The organism is Streptomyces sp. NRRL F-525 (assembly GCF_000716605.1).
Classification (GTDB): domain Bacteria; phylum Actinomycetota; class Actinomycetes; order Streptomycetales; family Streptomycetaceae; genus Streptomyces.
On sequence record NZ_JNXE01000014.1, the window covers coordinates 139,260 to 161,002 of the forward strand.

Genomic DNA, 21,743 nt, shown 5'->3' on the forward strand with positions numbered 1-21,743 from the left:
GGTCCGTGCCCCGGACGTGGGAGGATCGGAGGCGGCGGGCCAGGGTCGCGCACCCGGTCGCGCCGCCGGCGTATGCGAGGACGCGCGTACGCAGCAGTACCAGGGCGCGAGCATGAGGAGCACCGTTGAGCAGGTTGCGCTGGCTGACCGCGGGGGAGTCCCACGGTCCCGCACTCGTGGCGACGCTGGAGGGTCTTCCCGCCGGTGTGCCGATCACCACGGACATGGTGGCGGACCACCTGGCCCGGCGCCGGCTCGGTTATGGACGCGGTGCGCGCATGAAGTTCGAGCGCGACGAGGTCACCTTCCTCGGCGGTGTCCGGCACGGCCTGACCCTCGGTTCGCCGGTCGCCATCATGGTGGGCAACACCGAGTGGCCCAAGTGGGAGCAGGTCATGGCGGCCGACCCGGTCGACCCGGAGATCCTGGCCGGGCTCGCCCGCAACGCCCCGCTGACCCGGCCGCGGCCCGGCCACGCCGATCTCGCCGGTATGCAGAAGTACGGCTTCGACGAGGCCCGGCCGATCCTGGAGCGGGCCTCCGCGCGGGAGACCGCGGCCCGTGTCGCGCTGGGTGCGGTCGCGCGGTCGTACATCAAGGAGACGGCCGGGATCGAGATCGTCTCGCACGTCGTCGAGCTGGCTTCCGCCAAGGCGCCGCAGGGTGTCCTGCCCACGCCCGCCGATGTCGAGAAGCTGGACGCCGATCCCGTGCGCTGCCTGGACGCCGACGCGTCGAAGGCGATGGTCGCGGAGATCGACCAGGCCCACAAGGACGGCGACACGCTCGGCGGTGTCGTCGAGATCCTTGCCTACGGCGTTCCCGTCGGCCTCGGCTCGCACGTGCACTGGGACCGCAAGCTGGACGCCCGTCTCGCCGGTGCCCTCATGGGTATCCAGGCGATCAAGGGCGTCGAGATCGGTGACGGGTTCGAGCTGGCCCGGGTGCCCGGTTCGCAGGCGCACGACGAGATCGTCAACACCGATGAGGGTATTCGTCGGGTCTCCGGGCGCTCCGGTGGTACCGAGGGCGGGCTGAGCACCGGTGAGTTGCTGCGCGTCCGTGCCGCGATGAAGCCCATCGCGACCGTGCCGCGCGCCCTGCAGACCGTCGACGTCGTCACCGGTGAGGCCACGCAGGCCCATCACCAGCGCTCCGACGTGTCGGCGGTGCCGGCCGCCGGGATCGTCGCCGAGGCCATGGTCGCCCTCGTTCTCGCGGACGCCGTCGCGGAGAAGTTCGGTGGCGACTCGGTGCCCGAGACCCGCCGCAACGTCCGCTCGTACCTCGAGAACCTGGCCATCCGGTGACCGCGACCCCGCTCGTCGTGCTGGTCGGTCCCATGGGTGTCGGCAAGTCCACCGTCGGGCAGCAGCTCGCCGAGCGGCTCGGTGTCGGCTACCGGGACACCGACGACGACATCGTGGCCACCGAGGGCCGCAGCATCGCCGAGATCTTCGTCGACGAGGGCGAGCCGGTCTTCCGCGCGATCGAGAAGCGCGCCGTGCACCAGGCACTCGCCGGGCACGATGGCGTCCTCGCGCTCGGCGGCGGCTCGATCCTCGACGAGGACACGCGCGCGCTGCTCGCCGGGCACCGGGTCGTCTACCTCTCCATGGACGTGGACGAAGCGGTCAAGCGCACCGGCCTCAACGCGGCCCGCCCGCTGCTCGCGATCAACCCGCGCAAGCAGTGGCGCGAACTGATGGAAGCCAGGCGGCACTTGTACGCCGAGGTCGCGCAGGCCGTCGTACCCACCGACGGCCGCACCCCCGAGGACGTCACCCAAGCCGTCCTGGACGCACTGGAGTTGAAGGAAGCATGAGCGAGTCAGTGACGCGGATCCAGGTCGGCGGCACGGCGGGCAGCGACCCGTACGAGGTCCTGGTGGGCCGTCAACTCCTGGGCGAACTGGGCGCGTTGGTCGGCGACCGGGCCAAGCGGGTCGCGATCATCCACCCCGAGGCGCTCGACGAGACGGGTGAGGCGCTGCGCGCCGACCTGGCCGGGCAGGGCTTCGAGGCCGTCGCCATCCAGGTGCCGAACGCGGAGGAGGCCAAGACCGCCGAGGTCGCCGCCTACTGCTGGAAGGCGCTGGGCCAGTCCGGCTTCACCCGCTCCGATGTCATCGTCGGTGTCGGCGGCGGTTCGACCACCGACCTGGCCGGGTTCGTCGCCGCGACCTGGCTGCGCGGGGTCCGCTGGATCGCCGTACCGACGACCGTGCTCGCCATGGTCGACGCGGCCGTCGGCGGCAAGACCGGCATCAACACCGCCGAGGGCAAGAACCTGGTCGGCTCCTTCCACCCGCCGGCCGGCGTCCTCTGCGACCTCGCCGCGCTGGACTCCCTCCCGGTCAACGACTACGTCTCCGGGCTCGCCGAGATCATCAAGGCCGGTTTCATCGCCGACCCGGTGATCCTCGAACTCATCGAGTCCGACCCGGAGTCGGCCCGTACCCCGGCAGGCCCGCACACGGCCGAGCTGATCGAACGCTCCATCAAGGTCAAGGCCGAGGTCGTCTCCGCCGACCTCAAGGAGTCGGGCCTCCGCGAGATCCTCAACTACGGCCACACCCTCGCGCACGCCATCGAGAAGAACGAGCGCTACAAGTGGCGGCACGGCGCCGCAGTGGCCGTAGGCATGCACTTCGCGGCCGAACTCGGCCGTCTCGCGGGCCGGTTGGACGACGCGACGGCCGACCGGCACCGCACGGTCCTCGAATCGGTCGGTCTGCCGCTCAGCTACCGCTACGACCAGTGGCCCAAGCTGCTGGAGACCATGAAGGTCGACAAGAAGTCGCGCGGCGACATGCTCCGCTTCATCGTCCTGGACGGCCTCGCCAAGCCGACGGTGCTCGAAGGCCCCGACCCGGCCGTCCTGCTCGCCGCGTACGGCGAAGTGGGCGAGTAAGTACCGCCAAGCACCTTCCGCCCGAATTGCCTTGCGCGGATGGGCACTTCGGCCCCTCCCCGGCCGTTCACCAAATGGCGGCCGGGGAAGGTACCGTTCGGTAGGGAGCGGGGGTTCGGGCCCGCTGCCAGCGCCAATCGCCGTACGAGATGGAGTGGCACCGGATGCAGCACGCAGTGGGGTCTCCGCTGCCGCCGCCCCACCAGCCGGGGCAGGGACCGACCACCGGTTGGTCCCCGGCCGGACAGCACTCGGGCCCACCGCCCCATCCGGGCCCGGCACCCGTGCCGCCCCCGCCACCGGCCCCGGGCTTCGCGCCCACCCCGCCGCTGCCGCACGCGGTCCCGCGCCGCGCACCGGACACCACCGGCCACGTCCAGCTCCCGCCGGGCGGCCCCGTCCCCATGCCCAGCGCGCCACCGGCGCAGGCCACGGCCGACCCGACCTCCACGACCCTCGCGGTGCTGCTCATCGGCCCCGCCGGCGCGGGCAAGACGAGCGTGGCGAAGTACTGGGCGGACCACCGCCGGGTCCCCACCGCCCACATCAGCCTCGACGACGTCCGCGAATGGGTCCGCTCCGGCTTCGCCGACCCCCAGTCCGGCTGGAACGACCACTCCGAGGCCCAGTACCGCCTGGCCCGCCGCACCTGCGGCTTCGCCGCCCGGAACTTCCTCGCCAACGGCATCTCCTGCATCCTCGACGACGCGGTCTTCCCCGACCGCCCGGTTGTAGGCCTCGGCGGCTGGAAACGACACGTGGGCCCCGGCCTCCTCCCGGTGGTCCTGTTGCCGGGCCTGGAAATCGTCCTGGAACGCAACGCCGAACGCTCCGGCAACCGCCGCCTCACCGACGAGGAGGTCGCCCGCATCCACGGCCGCATGGCCGGCTGGTACGGCTCGGGCCTCCCGATCATCGACAACTCCCAGATGGACGTCCAGCAGACCGCCCAGGTCCTGAACGACGTCCTGGCCCGCTCGATAGCAAGCCCCCCGAGCTGGTAATCACAGGGGACCTGTCCCACCTGAGGGGCGCGGGGAACTGCGCGACCAGCCCCCACGCGGCCGCACCCGAAACTCATGCCGCGTCCCCCGAACGGCACCCTCCCAACCAGCACAATCCAGCCACCGCTCCTACGCTCATCTCATGTCAGAGGTCTACGCAGCCCGCCGAGCAAGGCTCAGGGACCGGGCCCAAGCCGGCGGCAGCCAATCCGCGCTGGTCACCAACCCAGCCAACGTGCGCTACCTGTCGGGCCCGGTTCCCCAGGGCACCGTCCTGCTGCTGGGCAAGCGCGAGGACATGCTGGTCTGCGCGGACCCGCTGGACGAACGCCCCACCGAAGGCCGCCCCGACGAGGCCCTCCGCATCCACGAACTCAAGGGCCCCGGCGGCGACCCCGCCGTAGCGGCGGCAGACCTCGCGGCAGCGCACGGCGCCGAATCCATGGCCGTAGAAGAGCACCACCTCACCGTGGCCCGCCACAGAGCCCTCCGCTCGGTCGCCCCCACGCTCCGCCTCACCGACATCGGCGGCGCGGTCGAGCAGCTCCGGGTCGTCAAGGACGAGGAGGAGATCTCCTGTCTGAGAATCGCAGCCGAGATCGCCGACCAGGCCCTCGGAGAGCTGCTGGAGTCGATCCTCGTCGGCCGCACCGAACGCCATCTCGCCCTCGAACTGGAGCGGCGGCTCGTCGACCACGGCGCGGACGGCCCGGCCTTCGCGACCTCCGTCGCCACCGGCCCGCACTCCGGCAGACGCGGCCACCGGCCGACCGATCGCAGGGTCGAGGAAGGAGATTTCCTTTCCGTCTGCCTCGGTGCCACCTATCGCGGATACCGCTGTGAGATCGGCCGTACGTTCGTCATCGGGACGTCTCCCGCGGACTGGCAGATCGAGCTGTACGACCTCGTCTTCGCCGCCCAGCGCGCTGCGCGGGAGTCCCTGAGCCCCGGCGCCGCCTACCGGGATGTGGACCGCGCGGCACGCCAGGTGCTGGACTCCGCGGGGTACTCGGAGGGCCTCGCAGCCCTCACCGGCCACGGTGTCGGGCTCGAAATCGACGAGGAGCCGCAGCTGGCCCCCGCGGCCATGGGTAAACTGGACGCTTGCGTGCCGGTCACCGTCGAACCGGGGGTTCACCTCCCGGGCCGGGGCGGTGTCCGGATCGATGACACGCTCGTCGTACGCCCTGAGGCGGACGGCGGACCCGAGCTACTCACCATCACGACCAAGGAGCTGCTCGCGCTCTAGCTTTTCCGAGCTGTGCGCGTGTCCCGTGGTCGTCCACGTCAGTCCAGGAGATTCCGCAACCGTGGCTTCCACGAACGACCTCAAGAACGGCCTGGTGCTCAAGCTCGACGGGGGCCAGCTCTGGTCCGTCGTCGAGTTCCAGCACGTCAAGCCCGGCAAGGGCCCTGCCTTCGTGCGCACCAAGCTCAAGAACGTGCTCTCCGGCAAGGTCGTCGACAAGACGTTCAACGCCGGCGTCAAGGTCGAGACGGCCACTGTCGACAAGCGCGACATGCAGTTCTCGTACATGGACGGCGAGTACTTCGTCTTCATGGACATGGAGACCTACGACCAGCTCATGGTCGACCGCAAGGCCGTCGGCGACGCCGCCAACTTCCTGATCGAGGGCTTCACCGCCACGGTGGCGCAGCACGAGGGCGAGGTGCTCTTCGTCGAGCTGCCGGCCGCCGTCGAGCTCGTTATCCAGGAGACCGAGCCCGGCGTCCAGGGCGACCGCTCCACCGGTGGCACCAAGCCCGCCACCCTGGAGACCGGTTACCAGATCCAGGTCCCGCTCTTCATCACCACCGGTGAGAAGATCAAGGTCGACACCCGCTCCAGCGACTACCTCGGCCGGGTGAACAGCTAACCGTGGCTGCCCGCAATACGGCCCGCAAGCGCGCCTTCCAGATCCTCTTCGAGGGCGACCAGCGCGGTGTCGGCGTCCAGACCGTCCTCGCGGACTGGATCCGGCTCTCCCGGGACGACACCCGGCAGCCGCCGGTCAGCGAGTACACGATGGAGCTGGTCGAGGGGTACGCGCAGCACGCGCGCCGCATCGACGAGCTGATCGCGCAGTACTCGGTCGGCTGGACGCTCGACCGCATGCCCGTGGTGGACCGCAACATCCTGCGCCTCGGCGCCTACGAGCTCATCTGGGCCGACGAGACGCCGGACGCCGTCGTCCTCGACGAGATGGTGCAGCTGGCGAAGGAGTTCTCGACGGACGAGTCGCCCTCGTTCGTGAACGGCCTGCTGGGCCGGTTCAAGGACCTGAAGCCCTCGCTGCGCCGGGACGAGGCGTAGGCAGGACGCGAGTACGCGAGCGAAACGCCGGAGGGCCCGCAGCACGACCGCTGCGGGCCCTCCGGCGTTCCCGCAGGCGGTTTCGCAGGCGGTTTCGTAGGCATGAGGGCGTTCCCGTACGCGTGAGGCCCCTGAGGCCCGCAGAAAGCCGCCGGGGTGGCCGGAACCGTGAAGTTCCGGCCACCCCGGCGGCACGTTTCTGCTGAGACGGGAAGCGGCTCGGCGGGAGCGGCTCAGTTCTCCTCGTGGGAGACCGCGCGACGCGCGTCCGCGTCCAGCACGCCCCAGCTGATGAGCTGCTCGGTGAGGACCGAGGGCGACTGGTCGTAGATGACGGCGAGTGTGCGCAGGTCGTCCTGGCGGATCGAGAGCACCTTGCCGTTGTAGTCGCCGCGCTGGGACTGGATCGTCGCCGCGTAGCGCTGCAGCGGGCCGGCCTTCTCGGCGGGCACGTGGGCCAGTCGCTCCAGGTCGAGGACCAGCTTCGGCGGCGGCTCGGCGGCCCCGCCCGGCGTGGTGCCCGGCAGCAGCTCCTGCACCGGAACCCCGTAGAAGTCAGCCAACTCGGCGAGACGCTGCACGGTCACGGCACGGTCGCCGCGCTCGTACGACCCGACCACGACCGCCTTCCAGCGTCCCTGGGACTTCTCCTCGACACCGTGGAGGGAAAGGCCCTGCTGGGTGCGGATGGCCCGGAGCTTGGCCCCGAGCTGTTTGGCGTATTCGCTGGACATATAGCTCCCGGACACTGTGTCGACGCGGCTGCAGTGTTTCCGCGCCGCGCGGCTGGTAACTCACTGTGAGGTTACGCAGCGTTACGCTGCCGCGTCAAGCCGAATGGTCCGCACCGGCTCTTCCGTGGTACCGGTGTCCGATTACTCCATAGGGGTGATCAGGGGTGTCGTCCCGGCCTGCTACCGTGGATGGCGCAAATCCGACGTCCTTTAAGGTCCGTCCCGTGAGGCGGAGAAGGAGGTCCGTTTCTTATGGACACCCAGCAGTACGAGTCCGATGCCCGGCCCGTTCTCGAGGCCCCCGACATCGCGCGGGTCCTGACCCGCATCGCCCACGAGATCGTCGAGCGCGCCAAGGGCGCCGACGACGTCGTGCTCCTCGGCATCCCGACCCGGGGCGTCTTCCTCGCCCAGCGGCTCGCCGCCAAGCTCGAGGAGATCACCGACCGCAAGATCCCGGTCGGCTCCCTCGACATCACCATGTACCGCGACGACCTGCGCATGCACCCGCCCCGCGCGCTGGCCCGCACCGACATCCCCGGTGACGGCATCGACGGCCGCCTGGTCGTCCTCGTCGACGACGTGCTCTTCTCCGGCCGCACCATCCGCGCCGCCCTCGACGCCCTGAACGACATCGGGCGTCCCCGCGCGGTGCAGCTCGCGGTCCTGGTCGACAGAGGCCACCGCGAACTGCCCATCCGCGCCGACTACGTCGGCAAGAACCTCCCCACGTCGCTGCGGGAGACGGTCAAGGTCCAGCTCGCCGAGGAGGACGGTCGCGACACCGTGCTGCTCGGTGTGAAGCAGGCCCAGTAGCAAGTCGGCCGCAGGCGCCCACCTGGTGCGCCCGCGCACTCCGGCTTGCCCGGAATCTCCCCAAAACCTGAACTGCCTTACGGAGCCTGACAGATGCAGCGTCATCTCATCTCGGCCGCCGACCTCACCCGCGACGACGCCGTCCTGATCCTCGACACCGCCGAGGAGATGGCCAGGGTCGCCGACCGGCCGATCAAGAAACTGCCGACCCTGCGCGGCCGTACCGTCGTGAACCTCTTCTTCGAGGACTCCACGCGTACGCGTATCTCCTTCGAAGCCGCCGAGAAGCGCCTCTCCGCCGACGTCATCAACTTCACCGCCAAGGGGTCGAGCGTCTCCAAGGGCGAGTCCCTGAAGGACACCGCGCAGACCCTGGAGGCCATGGGCGTCGACGCGGTCGTCATCCGGCACGGGGCCTCCGGGGCGCCGTACCGGCTCGCCACCTCCGGGTGGATCGACGCGGCCGTCATCAACGCCGGTGACGGCACCCACCAGCACCCGACCCAGGCGCTGCTGGACGCGTTCACCATGCGGCGCCGGCTGGTCGGCCGGGACGCAGGGATCGGGCAGGACCTGGAGGGCAAGCGGATCACGCTCGTCGGCGACATCCTGCACAGCCGGGTGGCCCGCTCGAACGTCGACCTCCTGCACACGCTCGGCGCCGAGGTCACCCTCGTCGCCCCGCCGACCCTGGTGCCGGTCGGCGTCGAGGCCTGGCCCTGCGAGGTCTCCTACGACCTCGACAGCACGCTCTCCAAGTCCGACGCGGTGATGCTCCTGCGCGTCCAGCGCGAGCGCATGAACGCGGCGTTCTTCCCGACCGAGCGCGAGTACTCGCGGCGCTACGGCCTGGACGGCGAGCGGATGGCGAAGATGCCGGAGCACGCCATCGTGATGCACCCGGGGCCGATGGTCCGGGGCATGGAGATCACCGCCGAGGTCGCCGACTCGGACCGCTGCACCGTCGTCGAGCAGGTCGCAAACGGAGTGTCCATCCGGATGGCCGTGCTCTATCTGCTTCTGGGCGGTAACGAACCCGCCGTCAGCCACGCCCGTATCGAGGAGAAGTAAGTCACATGAGCAAGATCCTGATCCGTGGTGCGAAGGTGCTCGGCGGCGAGCCGCAGGACGTCCTGATCGACGGTTCGCAGATTGCGGCGGTGGGCGTGGGCCTGAGCGCCGAGGGTGCCGAAGTCGTCGAGGCCGACGGCAAGGTGCTGCTGCCGGGTCTCGTCGACCTGCACACCCATCTCCGCGAGCCCGGCCGCGAGGACTCCGAGACCGTCCTGACCGGTACCCGCGCCGCCGCCAGCGGCGGTTACACGGCCGTGTTCGCCATGGCCAACACCTTCCCCGTGGCCGACACCGCCGGTGTCGTCGAGCAGGTCTACCGGCTCGGCCAGGAGCACGGCTACTGCGATGTGCAGCCCATCGGTGCCGTCACCGTCGGCCTGGAGGGCAAGAAGCTCGCCGAGCTGGGCGCCATGCACGAGTCGGCCGCCGGGGTCACCGTCTTCTCGGACGACGGCAAGTGCGTCGACGACGCGGTGATCATGCGCCGGGCGCTGGAGTACGTGAAGGCCTTCGGGGGAGTCGTCGCCCAGCACGCCCAGGAGCCGCGGCTGACCGAGGGCGCCCAGATGAACGAGGGTGTCGTATCGGCCGAGCTGGGGCTCGGGGGCTGGCCCGCGGTGGCCGAAGAATCGATCATCGCCCGTGATGTCCTGCTCGCCGAGCACGTCGGCTCCCGCGTCCACATCTGCCACCTGTCGACCGCCGGGTCCGTCGAGATCGTCCGCTGGGCCAAGTCCCGGGGCATCGACGTGACCGCCGAGGTCACTCCGCACCACCTCCTCCTCACGGATGAGCTGGTGCGCTCCTACAACCCGGTGTTCAAGGTCAACCCGCCGTTGCGCACCGAGCGGGACGTCCTCGCCCTGCGCGAGGCGCTCGCCGACGGCACGATCGACATCGTCGCCACCGACCACGCCCCGCACCCGCACGAGGACAAGGACTGCGAGTGGGCCGCCGCCGCCATGGGGATGGTCGGCCTGGAGACCGCGTTGTCAGTGGTGCAGGAGACCATGGTGGACACCGGGCTCCTCACCTGGACCGGGGTCGCCGAGCGCATGTCCGCCAAGCCCGCCGAGATCGGCCGGGCCACCGGACACGGGCGTCCCGTCTCGGCTGGTGAGCCCGCCAACCTCACGCTCGTCGACACGGAATACCGTGGGTCGGTGGACCCCGCGGGCTTCGCTTCGCGCAGTCGCAACACCCCGTACGAGGGGCGTGAGCTGCCGGGCCGTGTGACGCACACCTGGCTCCGGGGCAAGGCCACGCTCGTCGACGGGAAGCTCACGTGACACCTCTGGAACTGACCCACCTCGCGGCCGGGGAGAAGTCCGCCCCGGTGACCGACTGGGCCGCCCGCATCGGCTGGCTCGTCGGCCTCGCCCTGTTCATCGCGCTCGTCTACTGGCTGATGCGCGAGGGCTGGAAGTGGCGCGGCACGCTCCAGGGAGACCTGCCCGAGCTGCCCACGTCGCCGGAAGAGCCCGGCGAGGTGAAACTGACGATGAGCGGCCGCTACCACGGCTCCACCACCGCCGGGCAGTGGCTCGACCGCATCGTGGCGCACGGCCTGGGCACCCGCAGCCGGGTCGAGCTGACCCTGACGGAGGCCGGCCTGGATGTCGTACGACCGGGAGCCACCGACTTCTTCATCCCGGCCGGGGCGCTGCGCGAGGCCCTGCTCGGCAAGGGCATCGCCGGGAAGGTCCTCAGCGAGGGCGGCCTCCTGGTCGTGACGTGGGCGCACGGCGACCGGCTGATCGACTCCGGGTTTCGCTCCGACACCGCGGCCGAGCACGCGGAGTGGGTCGACACCCTGAACAGCATGATCAACAAGAGTCTCGAGACGACCGACACGGAAGGCGCACGATGACCACCTCCACCAGGGGAGCCGCCAAGGTTCCCGCCGTACTCGTCCTGGAGGACGGCCGGATCTTCCGCGGCCGTGCCTACGGGTCCGTGGGGGTGACCTTCGGCGAGGCCGTGTTCTCCACCGGCATGACCGGCTACCAGGAGACCCTGACCGACCCGTCGTACCACCGCCAGGTCGTCGTGATGACCGCCCCGCACATCGGCAACACCGGTGTGAACGACGAGGACCCCGAGTCGGCCCGCATCTGGGTCGCCGGTTACGTGGTGCGCGACCCCGCACGCGTGCCGTCCAACTGGCGCTCCCGCCGCTCCCTCGACGAGGAGCTGCGCAACCAGGGTGTCGTCGGGATCTCCGGCATCGACACGCGCGCGTTGACCCGCCATCTGCGCGAGCGCGGCGCCATGCGCGTCGGCATCTTCTCCGGCCCCGCGCTGCCCGACGACGACACCATGCTCGCCGAGGTGCGCCAGGCCCCCGAGATGACGGGCGCCGACCTCTCCGCCGAGGTCGCCACCAAGGAGGCCTACGTCGTCCCCGCGATCGGCGAGAAGAAGTTCACCGTCGCCGCCGTCGACCTCGGCATCAAGGGCATGACCCCGCACCGCATGGCCGAGCGCGGCATCGAGGTGCACGTGCTCCCGGCCACCGCGACCGTCGAGGACATCTACGCCGTCCAGCCCGACGGCGTGTTCTTCTCCAACGGCCCGGGCGACCCCGCCACTGCCGACCACCCGGTCGCCGTCATGCAGGCCGTCCTGGAGCGCGGCACCCCGCTCTTCGGCATCTGCTTCGGCAACCAGATCCTGGGCCGCGCCCTCGGCTTCGGCACGTACAAGCTGAAGTACGGCCACCGGGGCATCAACCAGCCCGTCCAGGACCGTACGACGGGCAAGGTCGAGGTCACCGCGCACAACCACGGCTTCGCCGTCGACGCGCCCCTCGACAAGGTCTCCGACACGCCGTACGGCCGCGCCGAGGTCTCGCACGTCTGCCTGAACGACCAGGTGGTCGAGGGGCTGCGGCTGCTCGACCGGCCGGCGTTCAGCGTCCAGTACCACCCCGAGGCGGCGGCCGGCCCGCACGACGCCGCCTACCTGTTCGACCGCTTCACGTCTTTGATGGAGGGCCAGCGTGCCTAAGCGCACCGATATCCAGTCCGTCCTGGTCATCGGCTCCGGCCCGATCGTCATCGGCCAGGCCGCCGAGTTCGACTACTCCGGCACCCAGGCCTGCCGCATCCTGCGCGCCGAGGGCATCCGCGTCATCCTGGTCAACTCGAACCCGGCGACGATCATGACCGACCCGGAGATCGCCGACGCCACCTACGTCGAGCCGATCACCCCGGACTTCGTCGAGAAGATCATCGCCAAGGAGCGCCCGGACGCCCTGCTGCCCACCCTGGGCGGCCAGACGGCGCTCAACACCGCCATCTCGCTGCACGAGGCGGGCACCCTGGAGAAGTACGGCGTCGAGCTGATCGGCGCCAACGTAGAGGCCATCAACAAGGGCGAGGACCGCGACCTCTTCAAGGGCGTCGTCGAGGCCGTCCGCCAGAAGATCGGCTACGGCGAGTCCGCCCGCTCGGTGATCTGCCACTCCATGGACGACGTGATCGCCGGTGTCGACACCCTTGGCGGCTACCCGGTCGTCGTCCGGCCCTCGTTCACGATGGGCGGCGCCGGTTCCGGTTTCGCCCATGACGAGGAAGAGCTGCGCCGCATCGCCGGCCAGGGCCTCACGCTGTCTCCGACCACCGAGGTCCTCCTTGAGGAGTCCATCCTCGGCTGGAAGGAGTACGAGCTGGAGCTGATGCGCGACAAGAACGACAACGTCGTGGTCGTCTGCTCCATCGAGAACTTCGACCCCATGGGCGTGCACACCGGGGACTCGATCACCGTCGCCCCGGCGATGACGCTGACCGACCGCGAGTACCAGGTGCTGCGCGACGTGGGCATCGCGATCATCCGCGAGGTCGGCGTCGACACCGGCGGCTGCAACATCCAGTTCGCGATCGACCCGGTCGACGGCCGCGTCATCGTCATCGAGATGAACCCGCGCGTGTCGCGCTCCTCGGCGCTCGCCTCCAAGGCGACCGGTTTCCCGATCGCCAAGATCGCCGCCAAGCTGGCCGTCGGCTACACGCTCGACGAGATCCCGAACGACATCACGCGCGAGACCCCGGCCTCCTTCGAGCCGACCCTCGACTACGTCGTCGTGAAGGCCCCGCGTTTCGCCTTCGAGAAGTTCCCGTCGGCGGACTCGACCCTGACGACCACCATGAAGTCGGTCGGCGAGGCCATGGCCATCGGCCGCAACTTCACCGAGGCCTTCCAGAAGGCGCTGCGCTCCCTGGAGAAGAAGGGCAGCCAGTTCACGTTCGTGGGCGAGCCCGGCGACAAGGTCCAGCTCCTGGAGGAGGCCGTACGGCCCACCGACGGGCGGATCAACACCGTCATGCAGGCCATCCGCGCGGGCGCCACCCAGGAGGAGGTCTTCGAGTACACGAAGATCGACCCCTGGTTCGTCGACCAGCTCTTCCTCATCAAGGAGATCGCCGACGAGCTGGCCGCCGCCGACAAGCTGGACCCGGAGCTGCTCGCCGAGGCCAAGCGGCACGGCTTCTCCGACCAGCAGGTCGGCGAGATCCGCGGCCTGCGCGAGGACGTCGTCCGCGAGGTCCGGCACGCGCTCGGCATCCGCCCGGTCTACAAGACGGTCGACACCTGCGCCGCCGAGTTCGCCGCGAAGACGCCGTACTTCTACTCGTCCTACGACGAGGAGAACGAGGTCGCCCCGCGCGAGAAGCCCGCGGTCATCATCCTGGGGTCCGGCCCCAACCGCATCGGCCAGGGCATCGAGTTCGACTACTCCTGCGTCCACGCCTCCTTCGCGCTCAGCGACGCGGGCTACGAGACCGTGATGGTCAACTGCAACCCCGAGACCGTCTCCACGGACTACGACACGTCCGACCGCCTCTACTTCGAGCCGCTGACGCTTGAGGACGTCCTGGAGATCGTCCACGCCGAGCAGCAGGCGGGCCCCGTCGCGGGCGTCATCGTCCAGCTCGGCGGCCAGACCCCGCTGGGCCTCGCGCAGGCCCTCAAGGACAACGGCGTCCCGGTCGTCGGCACGCCCCCGGAGGCGATCCACGCCGCCGAGGACCGCGGCGCCTTCGGCCAGGTCCTCGCGGAGGCGGGCCTCCCGGCCCCCAAGCACGGCACGGCGACCACCTTCGTCGGCGCCAAGGCGATCGCCGACGAGATCGGCTACCCGGTCCTGGTGCGCCCCTCCTACGTCCTCGGCGGACGCGGCATGGAGATCGTCTACGACGAGACCCGCCTGGAGTCGTACATCGCCGAGTCCACCGAGATCAGCCCCTCGCGGCCGGTCCTGGTCGACCGCTTCCTTGACGACGCCATCGAGATCGACGTCGACGCGCTCTACGACGGCCACGAGCTGTACCTCGGCGGCGTCATGGAGCACATCGAGGAGGCCGGCATCCACTCCGGCGACTCGGCCTGTGCCCTGCCGCCGATCACCCTGGGCGGCTTCGACATCAAGCGCCTGCGCACCTCGACCGAGGCCATCGCCAAGGGCGTCGGCGTCCGCGGCCTGATCAACATCCAGTTCGCGATGGCCGGCGACATCCTCTACGTCCTGGAGGCCAACCCGCGCGCGTCCCGTACGGTCCCCTTCACCTCGAAGGCGACCGCGGTGCCGCTCGCGAAGGCCGCCGCCCGCATCTCGCTGGGCGCCACGGTCGCCGAACTCCGCGCCGAGGGGCTGCTCCCGGCCCACGGCGACGGCGGCGAACTCCCGATGGACGCGCCGATCTCCGTCAAGGAGGCCGTCATGCCGTGGTCGCGCTTCCGCGACATCCACGGCCGCGGCGTCGACACGGTGCTGGGCCCGGAGATGCGCTCCACCGGCGAGGTCATGGGCATCGACTCCGTCTTCGGCACGGCGTACGCCAAGTCCCAGGCGGGCGCCTACGGCCCGCTGCCCACCAAGGGCCGCGCGTTCATCTCGGTCGCCAACCGCGACAAGCGCTCGATGATCTTCCCGGCACGCGAACTGGTCGCCCACGGCTTCGAGTTGCTCGCCACCTCCGGCACCGCCGAGGTCCTCCGGCGCAACGGCCTGAACGCGACGGTCGTCCGCAAGCAGTCCGAGGGCGTCGGCCCGAACGGCGAGAAGACCATCGTCCAGCTCATCCACGACGGCGAGGTCGATCTCATCGTCAACACCCCGTACGGCACCGGCGGCCGCCTCGACGGCTACGAGATCCGTACGGCGGCCGTGGCCCGCTCCGTGCCCTGCCTCACGACGGTCCAGGCGCTCGCCGCCGCCGTCCAGGGCATCGACGCACTCAACCACGGTGACGTGGGCGTGCGTTCACTCCAGGAACACGCGCAGCACCTGACCGCGGCCCGCGACTAGCAGCCTTGAGGGGGACACCGGAAACGGTGTCCCCCTTCTCGTGAGGCTCACGAGGTTTCGAAGGACACCTGAGACATGTACAAGCTTTTCTTCCGTCTGGTCTTCAAACGGATGGACCCGGAGCAGGCCCACCACCTCGCCTTCCGCTGGATCCGGCTCGCGGTCCGCATCCCCGTCCTGCGCACGTTCGTCGCGGCGGCCCTCGCGCCCCGGTTCGAGGAGCTGCGGACGGAGGCCTTCGGGCTGCGCATGCACGGCCCGTTCGGACTCGCCGCCGGCTTCGACAAGAACGCGGTCGCGATCGACGGCATGTCGATGCTCGGCTTCGACCACGTCGAGATCGGCACGGTCACGGGGGAGCCGCAGCCCGGCAACCCCAAGAAGCGGCTGTTCCGCCTTGTGCCGGACCGGGCGCTGATCAACCGCATGGGCTTCAACAACGAGGGCTCCGCGGCCGTGGCGGCCCGCCTGGAGGCTCGTGAGGCGGTCTTCAGGACTGTCGTCGGCGTCAACATCGGCAAGACCAAGGTCGTCCCCGAGGAGGAGGCCGTCGGCGACTACGTGAAGTCGACCGAGCGGCTCGCCCGTCACGCCGACTACCTCGTCGTCAACGTGTCGTCGCCCAACACGCCCGGACTGCGCAACCTCCAGGCGACCGAGGCCCTGCGCCCGCTGCTCACCGCCGTCCGCGAAGCCGCCGACCGCGCGGTGACCGACCGCCGCGTGCCGCTCCTGGTGAAGATCGCGCCCGACCTCGCCGACGAGGACGTGGACGCGGTCGCCGACCTCGCCGTGGAGCTGGGCCTGGACGGCATCATCGCCACCAACACGACCATCGCGCGCGAGGGCCTCGGTCTGACATCCGAACCCGAACTCGTCAAGGAGACCGGCGGACTCTCCGGAGCACCCCTGAAGGCTCGCTCCCTGGAGGTACTGCGCCGCCTCTACGCGCGCGTGGGCGACCGCATCACCCTGGTGGGCGTCGGCGGCATCGAGGACGCCGAGGACGCCTGGCAGCGCATCCTCGCCGGCGCCACCCTCGTACAGGGCTACAGCGCCTTCATCTACGAAGGGCCCTTCTGGGGCCGCGCCATCCACAAGGGCCTCGCCGCACGCCTGCGCACGAGCCCGTACGCCACCCTCGCCGACGCGGTCGGCGCCGACGTAAGGAAGCCGGCATGAGCCCCCTGGAACCCTTCGGCGCACGTCTCCGCCGCGCCATGGACGAACGCGGCCCGCTCTGCGTCGGCATCGACCCGCACGCCTCGCTGCTCACCGAGTGGGGCCTGAACGACGACGTGGCAGGGCTTGAGCGGTTCAGCCGCACGGTCGTCGAGGCGCTCGCCGACCGGGTCGCCGTCCTCAAGCCGCAGAGCGCCTTCTTCGAGCGCTTCGGCTCGCGCGGGATCGCCGTCCTGGAGAAGTCCGTCGAGGAGGCGCGGGCGGCCGGCGCGCTGGTCGTGATGGACGCCAAGCGCGGCGACATCGGCTCGACCATGGCCGCGTACGCCGAGTCCTTCCTCCGGAAGGACTCCCCGCTCTTCTCCGACGCGCTGACCGTGTCGCCGTATCTCGGCTACGGCTCGCTCGCTCCGGCGATCGAACTGGCGCGGGAGAGCGGCGCCGGCCTCTTCGTGCTCGCGCTGACCTCCAACCCGGAGGGCGGCGAGGTGCAGCACGCGGTCCGCTCCGACGGCCGGAACATCGGAGCGACCATGCTGGCCCACCTGGCCGCCGAGAACGCGGGAGAGGAGCCGCTGGGCTCCTTCGGGGCCGTCGTCGGCGCCACGCTGGGCGACCTCTCGTCGTACGACCTCGCCGTCAACGGTCCGATCCTCGCGCCCGGCATCGGGGCGCAGGGGGCCACTCCGGCCGATCTTCCCGGGGTCTTCGGAGCGGTGCTGCGCAATGTCGTCCCGAACGTGAGCCGAGGTGTTCTACGTCACGGTCCCGACGTCGGAGCCCTCCGAGCGGCCTCGGAAGGCTTCGCGGAGGACATTCGCGTCGCCTTTGCGACCGTCTGAGGTGTTCGAACGGGTCGATCGAGTCCTCCGATGAGTGGCTCGACGGGCGACTCCGGAGCGACTTGAGTCTGAATACATCCTCAAATCAGGGGCGTTTTGCCGGAAATGTCCGGCCTGGCGCAGGCTGACCAGGACTTTTCCTCTGTTCTCGCTGACTCCGGCGTCCCTGGCCGCTAGTCTCCGAGCAGAGTCAACGGGCAAGCGTGTTGCTCGTAGCTCCCCAGGTGTGGGGCGACTAGGTTCCTCACCGGTCCGTATCCGACAGTTCGACATCCGAGGTGACGTAGGCGTGGCTCTTCCGCCCCTTACCCCTGAACAGCGCGCAGCCGCGCTCGAAAAGGCCGCCGCGGCTCGCCGGGAGCGGGCCGAGGTCAAGAATCGACTCAAGCACTCCGGCGCCTCCCTGCATGACGTGATCAAGCAGGGCCAGGAGAACGACGTCATCGGCAAGATGAAGGTCTCCGCCCTGCTTGAGTCCCTGCCCGGCGTGGGCAAGGTCCGCGCCAAGCAGATCATGGAGCGACTCGGTATCTCCGAGAGCCGCCGTGTCCGTGGCCTTGGTTCCAACCAGATCGCCTCCCTGGAGCGTGAGTTCGGCAGCACTGGTTCCTGAGTCCGGGTACTCCGGACCGGGAGTCCCGGGCACACCGGGATTGCTGGAATAATCGCTGCATGGCTGCAACATTCCGGGGGACGACCCCCGAGCCCCCGGACGTACGTCCGCGGCTGACCGTGCTCTCCGGCCCCTCTGGGGTCGGCAAGAGCACGGTCGTCGCCCATATGCGCAAGGAACACCCCGAGGTGTGGCTCTCGGTGTCGGCGACGACCCGCAGGCCGCGCCCCGGCGAGAAGCACGGCGTCCACTACTTCTTCGTCTCCGACGAGGAGATGGACAAGCTGATCGCCAACGGCGAGCTGCTGGAGTGGGCCGAGTTCGCGGGCAACCGCTACGGCACACCCCGTACCGCCGTGCTCGAACATCTGGAGTCCGGCGTACCGGTCCTCCTGGAGATCGACCTCCAGGGCGCCCGGCAGGTCCGCGAGTCCATGGCCGAGGCGCACTCGGTGTTCCTGGCTCCCCCCTCCTGGGAGGAGCTGGTGCGCAGGCTCACCGGACGGGGCACCGAGCCGCCCGAGGTGATCGAGCGCCGCCTGGACGCGGCCAAGATCGAGCTCGCGGCGGAGCCCGAGTTCGACGCGACCCTGGTCAACACCTCCGTCGAGGACGTAGCGCGCGAGCTGCTAGCCTTGATGGAAGTTGTGTGATCGTTTTTCCGATCTCATCCCATCTTTCGGAAGGCAGAGCGTGTCCTCTTCCATCACCGCTCCCGAGGGCATCATCAACCCTCCGATCGACGAGCTCCTCGAGGCCACCGACTCGAAGTACAGCCTCGTGATCTACGCCGCCAAGCGTGCCCGTCAGATCAACGCGTACTACTCGCAGCTCGGCGAGGGCCTCCTCGAGTACGTCGGTCCGCTCGTCGACACCCACGTCCACGAGAAGCCGCTCTCCATCGCCCTGCGCGAGATCAACGCGGGTCTGCTGACCTCCGAGGCCGTCGAGGGCCCCGCGACCTGAGCCGCAGCAGCTTTATCCACAGGCCCGGCAGCGACTGTCGGGCCTGTGGTGTGTCATGGAGTCGTACGGGTCGCACGAGCCGCGCGAACGTTTCCGAACTCGGGGAGAGACGGTGGACAAGCCCAAGGTCGTTCTGGGGGTCAGCGGTGGCATCGCCGCGTACAAGGCCTGTGAGCTGCTGCGCAGACTGACGGAGTCGGGCCATGACGTCCGTGTCGTCCCCACCGCGTCCGCCCTGCACTTCGTCGGCGCTGCCACCTGGTCCGCGCTCTCCGGGCACCCCGTCTCGACCGAGGTGTGGGACGACGTCCACGAGGTCCCGCACGTGCGCATCGGCCAGAGTGCCGACCTGGTGGTCGTGGCCCCGGCCACGGCGGACATGCTCGCGAAAGCGGCCCACGGCCTCGCCGACGACCTCCTCACCAACACCCTCCTCACCGCCCGCTGTCCGGTCGTCTTCGCGCCCGCCATGCACACGGAGATGTGGGAACACCCGGCCACCCAGGAGAACGTGGCGACACTGCGCCGCCGCGGCGCCGTCGTGATCGAGCCCGCCGTCGGACGGCTGACCGGCGTCGACACCGGCAAGGGCCGGCTGCCCGACCCCACCGAGATCTTCGAGGTCTGCCGCCGGGTGCTCGCGCGGGGCGTCACCGAGCCCGACCTCAAGGGCCGGCACGTCGTCGTCAGCGCCGGCGGCACCCGCGAGCCCCTGGACCCGGTCCGCTTCCTCGGCAACCGCTCCTCCGGCAAGCAGGGTTACGCCCTCGCGCGCACCGCCGCCGCCCGGGGCGCCCGGGTCACGCTGATCGCCGCGAACACGGGACTGCCGGACCTGGCGGGCGTGGACGTCGTCCCGGTCGGGACCGCCGTACAGCTGCGGGAGGCGGTGCTCAAGGCCGCCGCGGACGCGGACGCGGTCGTCATGGCCGCGGCGGTCGCGGACTTCCGTCCCGCCGAGTACGCGGCCGGGAAGATCAAGAAGAAGGACGACAAGGAACCCGACCCCATCGTCCTGGTGCGGAATCCGGACATCCTCGCGGAGATCTCCGCCGACCGGGCCCGCCCCGGACAGGTGGTCGTCGGGTTCGCCGCCGAGACGGACGACGTCCTCGCCAACGGCCGTACCAAACTGGCTCGAAAGGGGTGCGATCTGCTGGTGGTGAACGAGGTGGGCGAGCGCAAGACCTTCGGTTCCGAGGAGAACGAGGCGGTTGTGCTGGGCGTCGACGGAAGCGAGACCGCCGTTCCGTACGGTCCGAAGGAAGCCCTGGCAGAGATCGTGTGGGACCTGGTCGTACACCGTCTCTCCTGATTTGTTTCAGCAATCTGTCAGTCGTCTGTCGGTTCGCCGAAACCTGACATTGGTGCGTGGCGGCTCTGGCCAACGGCACCCGGCATTCGGCAAAATGCGCGTGCCGCAGGTCACAGCGTTTCCCGAGAGGCGAGACAGGTGGACCGTCTGTCGACCGCGACCGATAAACTGTTCTCGGACGATGTCGGGCGCAGCTCCCGTCCGTCCGCCAATGATCAGCCAGCAGCCGCTGCAACCTCAGGGAGCGTTGTGTCCCGTCGCCTTTTCACCTCGGAGTCCGTGACCGAAGGTCACCCCGACAAGATCGCTGACCAGATCAGCGACACCATTCTCGACGCGCTTCTGGCGGAGGACCCGACCTCCCGGGTCGCCGTCGAGACGCTGATCACGACCGGCCTGGTGCACGTGGCCGGCGAGGTCACCACCAAGACCTACGCGCCCATCGCGCAGCTCGTCCGCGACAAGATCCTCGAGATCGGCTACGACTCCTCCAAGAAGGGCTTCGACGGCGCCTCCTGCGGCGTGTCGGTGTCCATCGGCGCGCAGTCCCCGGACATCGCACAGGGTGTCGACACGGCGTACGAGAACCGTGTCGAGGGCGACGAGGACGAGCTCGACAAGCAGGGCGCGGGCGACCAGGGCCTGATGTTCGGCTACGCGACGGACGAGACGCCGACGCTCATGCCGCTCCCGATCTTCCTGGCGCACCGCCTGTCGAAGCGCCTCTCGGAGGTCCGCAAGAACGGGACGATCCCGTACCTGCGCCCCGACGGCAAGACCCAGGTCACCATCGAGTACGACGGCGACAAGGCCGTCCGTCTCGACACGGTCGTCGTCTCCTCGCAGCACGCGTCCGACATCGACCTGGAGTCGCTGCTCGCCCCCGACATCCGCGAGTTCGTGGTCGAGGCCGAGCTGAAGGCGCTCGTCGAAGAGGGCATCAAGCTCGACACCGACGGCTACCGCCTGCTCGTGAACCCGACCGGCCGCTTCGAGATCGGCGGCCCGATGGGCGACGCGGGTCTGACCGGCCGCAAGATCATCATCGACACGTACGGCGGCATGGCCCGTCACGGCGGTGGCGCGTTCTCGGGCAAGGACCCGTCCAAGGTGGACCGTTCGGCGGCGTACGCGATGCGCTGGGTCGCCAAGAACGTCGTCGCCGCGGGTCTCGCCTCGCGCTGCGAGGTACAGGTCGCGTACGCGATCGGCAAGGCCGAGCCGGTGGGTCTGTTCGTCGAGACGTTCGGCACGGAGAAGGTCGACACGGACCGGATCGAGAAGGCGATCGACGAGGTCTTCGACCTGCGTCCGGCCGCCATCATCCGCGACCTCGACCTGCTGCGCCCGATCTACGCCCAGACCGCCGCGTACGGCCACTTCGGCCGTGAGATCCCCGACTTCACGTGGGAGAACACCGACCGCGTGGACGCGCTGCGCAAGGCCGCGGGGCTGTAGGTTCCGCGTCGTTCGTTAGGTTCTGCGAGGCCCGGTTTCCCTTTGGGGGAGCCGGGCCTCGGTGGTGTGTCAGGGAGTCAGGGCGAGGGCTCGTCGTCCGGGGGTGGAGTGGATCCGTCCGGTCCGTCGTCCGCCTGGTCCGGCGGCTCGTAGTCGAAGCGGCGCTTGATCTCGTCGACGGCCTCGGTCTTGCCGTGGGCCG

21 protein-coding genes are annotated in these 21,743 nt (G+C 69.8%); 20 read left to right on the forward strand and 1 reads right to left on the reverse strand.

The annotated features are described in order from the left end of the window. Positions 1-125: 125 nt before the first annotated feature. The 7 genes from aroC to nusB all read left to right on the forward strand — a co-directional run bounded on the left by aroC (position 126) and on the right by nusB (position 6,231). The gene (aroC, locus tag OO69_RS21100) at positions 126-1,310 is read left to right on the forward strand and encodes a chorismate synthase (RefSeq protein WP_033282281.1); all 1,185 of its coding nucleotides are present in this window, start codon (positions 126-128) and stop codon (positions 1,308-1,310) included. Beyond that, a complete protein-coding gene (locus OO69_RS21105; RefSeq protein WP_033282282.1) occupies positions 1,307-1,825 on the forward strand; it encodes a shikimate kinase in 519 nt (172 codons plus the stop codon). The genes aroC and OO69_RS21105 overlap by 4 nt, the downstream gene beginning before the upstream one ends. Beyond that, on the forward strand, positions 1,822-2,913 hold the full coding sequence (gene aroB, locus OO69_RS21110) for a 3-dehydroquinate synthase (RefSeq protein ID WP_033282283.1): 1,092 nt from the start codon (positions 1,822-1,824) through the stop codon (positions 2,911-2,913). Before OO69_RS21105 ends, aroB begins: the two co-directional genes overlap by 4 nt. 164 nt (positions 2,914-3,077) lie before the next feature. Further along, entirely contained in the window at positions 3,078-3,917 is an 840-nt protein-coding gene (locus OO69_RS21115; protein WP_033282284.1) for a Pro-rich N-terminal domain-containing protein, read from the forward strand. Between the two features lie 142 nt (positions 3,918-4,059). Beyond that, the gene (locus OO69_RS21120; protein WP_033282285.1) at positions 4,060-5,166 is read left to right on the forward strand and encodes an aminopeptidase P family protein; all 1,107 of its coding nucleotides are present in this window, start codon (positions 4,060-4,062) and stop codon (positions 5,164-5,166) included. A 61-nt stretch (positions 5,167-5,227) separates the two neighbouring features. Next, entirely contained in the window at positions 5,228-5,794 is a 567-nt protein-coding gene (efp, locus tag OO69_RS21125) for an elongation factor P (RefSeq protein ID WP_019059745.1), read from the forward strand. A gap of 2 nt (positions 5,795-5,796) precedes the next feature. Next, positions 5,797-6,231, forward strand: coding sequence for a transcription antitermination factor NusB (gene nusB / locus OO69_RS21130; protein ID WP_019066395.1), 435 nt, complete (start codon positions 5,797-5,799; stop codon positions 6,229-6,231). Between the two features lie 233 nt (positions 6,232-6,464). Here the strand turns inward: nusB and bldD are convergent, their stop codons facing one another. Beyond that, a complete protein-coding gene (bldD, locus tag OO69_RS21135) occupies positions 6,465-6,965 on the reverse strand; it encodes a transcriptional regulator BldD (RefSeq protein WP_019059743.1) in 501 nt (166 codons plus the stop codon). Between the two features lie 252 nt (positions 6,966-7,217). On the opposite strand from bldD, the gene pyrR reads away from it, so the two are divergent. The 13 genes from pyrR to metK all read left to right on the forward strand — a co-directional run bounded on the left by pyrR (position 7,218) and on the right by metK (position 21,541). After that, positions 7,218-7,781, forward strand: a complete 564-nt coding sequence (gene pyrR, locus OO69_RS21140) for a bifunctional pyr operon transcriptional regulator/uracil phosphoribosyltransferase PyrR (protein ID WP_033282286.1) — start codon at positions 7,218-7,220, stop codon at positions 7,779-7,781. 93 nt (positions 7,782-7,874) lie between these two features. After that, positions 7,875-8,852 carry an aspartate carbamoyltransferase catalytic subunit gene (locus OO69_RS21145; RefSeq protein WP_033282287.1) on the forward strand — a complete coding sequence of 326 codons (978 nt, stop codon included), beginning with the start codon at positions 7,875-7,877 and terminating at the stop codon, positions 8,850-8,852. Between the two features lie 5 nt (positions 8,853-8,857). Beyond that, positions 8,858-10,144: a dihydroorotase gene (locus tag OO69_RS21150; protein ID WP_033282288.1), complete on the forward strand. Its 1,287-nt coding sequence runs from the start codon at positions 8,858-8,860 to the stop codon at positions 10,142-10,144. Next, positions 10,141-10,725 (forward strand): hypothetical protein, encoded by a 585-nt coding sequence (locus tag OO69_RS21155; protein ID WP_033282289.1) that lies wholly within the window; start codon positions 10,141-10,143, stop codon positions 10,723-10,725. The genes OO69_RS21150 and OO69_RS21155 overlap by 4 nt, the downstream gene beginning before the upstream one ends. Then, positions 10,722-11,864, forward strand: coding sequence for a glutamine-hydrolyzing carbamoyl-phosphate synthase small subunit (gene carA, locus OO69_RS21160; protein ID WP_033282290.1), 1,143 nt, complete (start codon positions 10,722-10,724; stop codon positions 11,862-11,864). The genes OO69_RS21155 and carA overlap by 4 nt, the downstream gene beginning before the upstream one ends. Continuing rightward, positions 11,857-15,165, forward strand: coding sequence for a carbamoyl-phosphate synthase large subunit (gene carB / locus OO69_RS21165; RefSeq protein ID WP_033282291.1), 3,309 nt, complete (start codon positions 11,857-11,859; stop codon positions 15,163-15,165). The genes carA and carB overlap by 8 nt, the downstream gene beginning before the upstream one ends. Positions 15,166-15,240: 75 nt before the next feature. Further along, on the forward strand, positions 15,241-16,347 hold the full coding sequence (locus tag OO69_RS21170) for a quinone-dependent dihydroorotate dehydrogenase (RefSeq protein ID WP_033282292.1): 1,107 nt from the start codon (positions 15,241-15,243) through the stop codon (positions 16,345-16,347). Then, entirely contained in the window at positions 16,344-17,189 is an 846-nt protein-coding gene (gene pyrF, locus OO69_RS21175) for an orotidine-5'-phosphate decarboxylase (RefSeq protein ID WP_033282293.1), read from the forward strand. The genes OO69_RS21170 and pyrF overlap by 4 nt, the downstream gene beginning before the upstream one ends. A 289-nt stretch (positions 17,190-17,478) precedes the next feature. Continuing rightward, positions 17,479-17,802, forward strand: a complete 324-nt coding sequence (locus OO69_RS21180) for an integration host factor (protein WP_019059734.1) — start codon at positions 17,479-17,481, stop codon at positions 17,800-17,802. 59 nt (positions 17,803-17,861) lie between these two features. Continuing rightward, positions 17,862-18,455, forward strand: coding sequence for a guanylate kinase (gmk, locus tag OO69_RS21185; RefSeq protein WP_078652511.1), 594 nt, complete (start codon positions 17,862-17,864; stop codon positions 18,453-18,455). Between the two features lie 40 nt (positions 18,456-18,495). Beyond that, the gene (rpoZ, locus tag OO69_RS21190) at positions 18,496-18,768 is read left to right on the forward strand and encodes a DNA-directed RNA polymerase subunit omega (RefSeq protein ID WP_019059732.1); all 273 of its coding nucleotides are present in this window, start codon (positions 18,496-18,498) and stop codon (positions 18,766-18,768) included. Between the two features lie 112 nt (positions 18,769-18,880). Further along, positions 18,881-20,083, forward strand: a complete 1,203-nt coding sequence (coaBC, locus tag OO69_RS21195; RefSeq protein ID WP_033282295.1) for a bifunctional phosphopantothenoylcysteine decarboxylase/phosphopantothenate--cysteine ligase CoaBC — start codon at positions 18,881-18,883, stop codon at positions 20,081-20,083. Between the two features lie 249 nt (positions 20,084-20,332). Further along, positions 20,333-21,541 carry a methionine adenosyltransferase gene (gene metK, locus OO69_RS21200; RefSeq protein WP_033282296.1) on the forward strand — a complete coding sequence of 403 codons (1,209 nt, stop codon included), beginning with the start codon at positions 20,333-20,335 and terminating at the stop codon, positions 21,539-21,541. Positions 21,542-21,743 lie beyond the last annotated feature (202 nt).